This window comes from Vibrio scophthalmi LMG 19158 (assembly GCF_000222585.1).
In the GTDB taxonomy this organism is placed as follows: Bacteria; Pseudomonadota; Gammaproteobacteria; order Enterobacterales; family Vibrionaceae; genus Vibrio; species Vibrio scophthalmi.
Genome location: NZ_AFWE01000049.1, coordinates 1 through 1,394 on the forward strand (window position 1 = coordinate 1; position 1,394 = coordinate 1,394).

The following is a 1,394-nucleotide window of genomic DNA, read 5'->3' on the forward strand; positions in this document are numbered from 1 at the left end:
TTAAATGCTTGGCGTAAGTCTCATTGCAAAAGTCACAGCCGCACATCTGACCGCCACACTGACAAAACTCATCTTCATTGTGCAGTTCGTGAGTAAACGGCACGATTGCATCGCAATCACCACAGACACAAAAACGTTTTTCGTCTTGTTCCATTTGATAACCACTCTCAAGTTTAATAAACACATCTTTGTATCAGTTGGGAATCTGTCTCAACTGATACTCAGTATTGCCCATCGATAGCTGATATCTGCCGAGATTTTGAGGACAAGAAATCTTGCTTATCTAAATATGTTCGAATCTGGAATTGGCAAACTCTTCGTACATGACTCTCATCCACTTCAAATTTGCCAGCTATATCTCGATAAGTTAGTCCGGCATCAGCCAGCTCTCTAATCAGTTCAATATCTTCATTCAATAACTTAACTACTGGAGATGTCTCGGCTATTTTTTGGTAGGAAACACCAAGTTTGCCCGCTCTGACTTTTACTGAATCACGACTACGCCCAAGTTCTCTACCAACATCGGCAAAAGACATTTTATCTTGCATGGCAATAATGAAATTATCTTCTTTCTTTGTGTAATGAGATTTACGCCATAAGCCGCTATTTTCAAGTAATCCATCTCGAATAAGCTTCTTTGAACGGGTGTATACCGAATGAGCAGAACGCTGAAAAAGAACCGCCATTTGAGTAAATGGTACTTTTTGGTAATGCTCAATAATGAAATCATCTTCTTGTGGTGAATAAGGACGATGACCACCTGATAAACACCCTTTTCTGCCGTTAACTATCCGTTCTTCCTTTGGTATATGAAAGAACGGATGATTAAAATTATTTTGGTAGTGACTTTTCATAAACCTTTGCAGCCTTAGCGAGTACCTCGCATGGAATGCGGACAAAAGGAAGTCCCTGATCATCATTGAGATACACAAGCAGATGTGTCTCGTCACCACGACGAACAAAGGAAGCCTTAAACGTTGGACGCGTTAACTGAAAAATTTGAAGCTCAGTAAATACAGGGTTCTGAAACTGCGAAGGATGATAAATTGAGACACTACCCATGACATTGATTCCTTTCTGTTTTTATACGTTAGAGTTCTATTTCTAATGGTTCAATAAGCATTCCAAAGCGTTTTAACTCCAAGCCGCCGAAGTTATTAACAATGAAGCTAGAGCTATGAACTGTATAAATTCCGGCGACATGTGCTGGCTGTCCTTCTTCAAGTGATAACTTCATTAGCGTAGGGAATTTGCCTCCTAGATAGGCGTAAGCTTCTTGCTCGTAAATGTTGCGGTCTGGTTTATCGTCCTTACCCTTAATGGTGCGTGTTGTGGTCTTAACGTCTTCTGGAAAAATTTCGATTTTTAACATGGTTATATCCTTAGTGTGTTTT

General features: G+C 40.0%; 3 protein-coding genes. All 3 read right to left on the reverse strand.

What is annotated here, in order from left to right; all coding sequences use genetic code 11:
• Positions 1 to 221: 221 nt before the first annotated feature.
• Genes RH88_RS23685 through RH88_RS02835 form a run of 3 tightly spaced genes read right to left on the reverse strand, consistent with a single transcriptional unit; the run spans position 222 to position 1,372 of the window.
• Complete coding sequence (locus RH88_RS23685) at positions 222 to 854, reverse strand: hypothetical protein (protein WP_005593329.1); 633 nt, start codon at positions 852 to 854, stop codon at positions 222 to 224.
• Entirely contained in the window at positions 832 to 1,062 is a 231-nt protein-coding gene (locus tag RH88_RS23515; RefSeq protein WP_005593330.1) for an RNA-binding protein, read from the reverse strand. The genes RH88_RS23685 and RH88_RS23515 overlap by 23 nt, the downstream gene beginning before the upstream one ends.
• 28 nt (positions 1,063 to 1,090) lie before the next feature.
• Positions 1,091 to 1,372 (reverse strand): single-stranded DNA-binding protein, encoded by a 282-nt coding sequence (locus RH88_RS02835; protein WP_040757816.1) that lies wholly within the window; start codon positions 1,370 to 1,372, stop codon positions 1,091 to 1,093.
• Positions 1,373 to 1,394: the final 22 nt, after the last annotated feature.

Coding starts and splice junctions, on each gene's coding strand:
- RH88_RS23515 (WP_005593330.1), bottom strand. CDS start 1,062: ATGGGTAGTGTCTCAATTTATCATCCTTCGCAGTTTCAGAACCCTGTA.
- RH88_RS23685 (WP_005593329.1), bottom strand. CDS start 854: ATGAAAAGTCACTACCAAAATAATTTTAATCATCCGTTCTTTCATATA.
- RH88_RS02835 (WP_040757816.1), bottom strand. CDS start 1,372: ATGTTAAAAATCGAAATTTTTCCAGAAGACGTTAAGACCACAACACGC.